We start from the raw sequence: 2,613 nt of genomic DNA, 5'->3' as shown, positions 1-2,613 counted from the left end.
TACCGGCGCCACGGGTGCCACAGGCGCGACTGGCGATACGGGTGCCACCGGCGCTACCGGAGCCACCGGAGCAACGGGTGCCACAGGCTCGACCGGTGCGACTGGCGCCACCGGCGCCACGGGCGCAACTGGTGATACCGGCGCCACGGGCGCGACCGGCGATACCGGCGCCATGGGTGCCACCGGTGCCACCGGGGCAACTGGCGCCACGGGTGCGACTGGCGACACCGGAGCCACGGGCGCGACCGGCGCGACAGGCGCCACGGGTGCGACTGGCGATACGGGAGCCACGGGTGCCACTGGCGCGACAGGCGCTACGGGTGCGACTGGCGACACGGGCGCGACCGGCGACACCGGAGCTACGGGTGCCACCGGCGCGACAGGTGCCACAGGTGCGACCGGCGATACCGGCGCCACGGGTGCCACCGGCGCCACGGGCGCGACCGGCGACACCGGAGCTACGGGTGCCACCGGCGCGACAGGTGCCACAGGTGCGACCGGCGATACCGGCGCCACGGGTGCCACCGGCGCCACGGGCGCGACCGGCGACACCGGAGCCACGGGCGCGACCGGCGATACCGGCGCCACGGGTGCGACTGGCGATACGGGAGCCACGGGTGCCACTGGCGCGACTGGCGATACCGGAGCGACCGGTGCCACCGGTGCAACAGGCGCTACGGGCGCCACAGGCGCCACAGGTGCGACCGGCGATACCGGAGCCACGGGCGCTACCGGAGCGACCGGTGCCACGGGTGCGACTGGCGATACCGGAGCCACGGGTGCGGCTGGCGATACCGGAGCCACGGGTGCCACGGGTGCCACCGGCGCGACAGGCGCCACCGGTGCGACCGGCGCCACAGGTGCGACTGGCGACACCGGAGCCACGGGCGCGACCGGCGACACCGGCGCGACGGGTGCCACCGGCGCGACAGGTGCCACAGGTGCGACCGGCGATACCGGCGCCACGGGTGCCACAGGCGCGACTGGCGATACGGGTGCCACCGGCGCTACCGGAGCCACCGGAGCAACGGGTGCCACAGGCTCGACCGGTGCGACTGGCGCCACCGGCGCCACGGGCGCAACTGGTGATACCGGCGCCACGGGCGCGACCGGCGATACCGGCGCCATGGGTGCCACCGGTGCCACCGGGGCAACTGGCGCCACGGGTGCGACTGGCGACACCGGAGCCACGGGCGCGACCGGCGCGACAGGCGCCACGGGTGCGACTGGCGATACGGGAGCCACGGGTGCCACTGGCGCGACAGGCGCTACGGGTGCGACTGGCGACACGGGCGCGACCGGCGACACCGGAGCTACGGGTGCCACCGGCGCGACAGGTGCCACAGGTGCGACCGGCGATACCGGCGCCACGGGTGCCACCGGCGCCACGGGCGCGACCGGGGCCACCGGAGCTACGGGTGCCACCGGCGCGACAGGTGCCACAGGTGCGACCGGCGACACCGGCGCCACGGGTGCCACCGGTGCCACCGGCGCCACCGGCGCCACCGGCGCCACGGGCGCGACCGGCGCGACAGGCGCCACGGGTGCGACTGGCGATACGGGAGCCACGGGTGCCACTGGCGCGACTGGCGATACCGGAGCGACCGGTGCCACCGGTGCAACAGGCGCTACGGGCGCCACAGGCGCCACAGGTGCGACCGGCGATACCGGAGCCACGGGCGCTACCGGAGCGACCGGTGCCACGGGTGCGACTGGCGATACCGGAGCCACGGGTGCGGCTGGCGATACCGGAGCCACGGGTGCCACGGGTGCCACCGGCGCGACAGGCGCCACCGGTGCGACCGGCGCCACAGGTGCGACTGGCGACACCGGAGCCACGGGCGCGACCGGCGACACCGGCGCGACGGGTGCCACCGGCGCGACAGGTGCCACAGGTGCGACCGGCGATACCGGCGCCACGGGTGCCACCGGCGCCACGGGCGCGACCGGCGATACCGGAGCCACGGGTGCCACCGGCGCCACGGGCGCGACCGGCGATACCGGAGCCACGGGTGCCACGGGTGCCACCGGCGCGACAGGCGCCACCGGTGCGACCGGCGCCACAGGTGCGACTGGCGACACCGGAGCCACGGGTGCCACTGGCGCGACAGGCGCTACGGGTGCGACTGGCGATACCGGAGCAACAGGTGCCACCGGCGCGACCGGTGCCACGGGTGCGACCGGCGCCACAGGTGCGACTGGCGACACCGGAGCCACGGGCGCGACAGGCGCTACGGGTGCGACTGGCGACACCGGAGCCACGGGCGCGACCGGCGACACCGGAGCCACGGGTCCCACCGGCGCGACAGGCGCCACCGGTGCGACCGGCGCCACAGGTGCGACTGGCGACACCGGAGCCACGGGTGCCACTGGCGCGACAGGCGCTACGGGTGCGACTGGCGACACCGGAGCCACGGGCGCGACCGGCGACACCGGAGCCACGGGTGCCACTGGCGCGACAGGCGCTACGGGTGCGACTGGCGACACCGGAGCAACAGGTGCCACCGGCGCGACCGGTGCCACGGGTGCTACTGGCGATACGGGCGCAACCGGCGCGACGGGTGCCACCGGCGCAACCGGCGCGACGGGTGCCACCGGCGCGACAGGCGCTAC

The 2,613-nt window shown here is 76.5% G+C and carries 1 protein-coding gene; it reads right to left on the bottom strand.

The window, feature by feature from the left end; genetic code table 11:
- The coding region (locus tag EN869_RS35215) for a hypothetical protein (RefSeq protein WP_245519975.1) at window positions 1-2,352 on the bottom strand (2,352 nt) is incomplete at its 3' end.
- Between the last annotated feature and the right edge of the window lie 261 nt (window positions 2,353-2,613).

The organism is Mesorhizobium sp. M2D.F.Ca.ET.226.01.1.1 (assembly GCF_004022705.2).
Lineage (GTDB): Bacteria > Pseudomonadota > Alphaproteobacteria > Rhizobiales > Rhizobiaceae > Mesorhizobium.
Note: the sequence above shows the minus strand (reverse complement) of the source record. Positions and strands in the feature narration are given on the sequence as shown.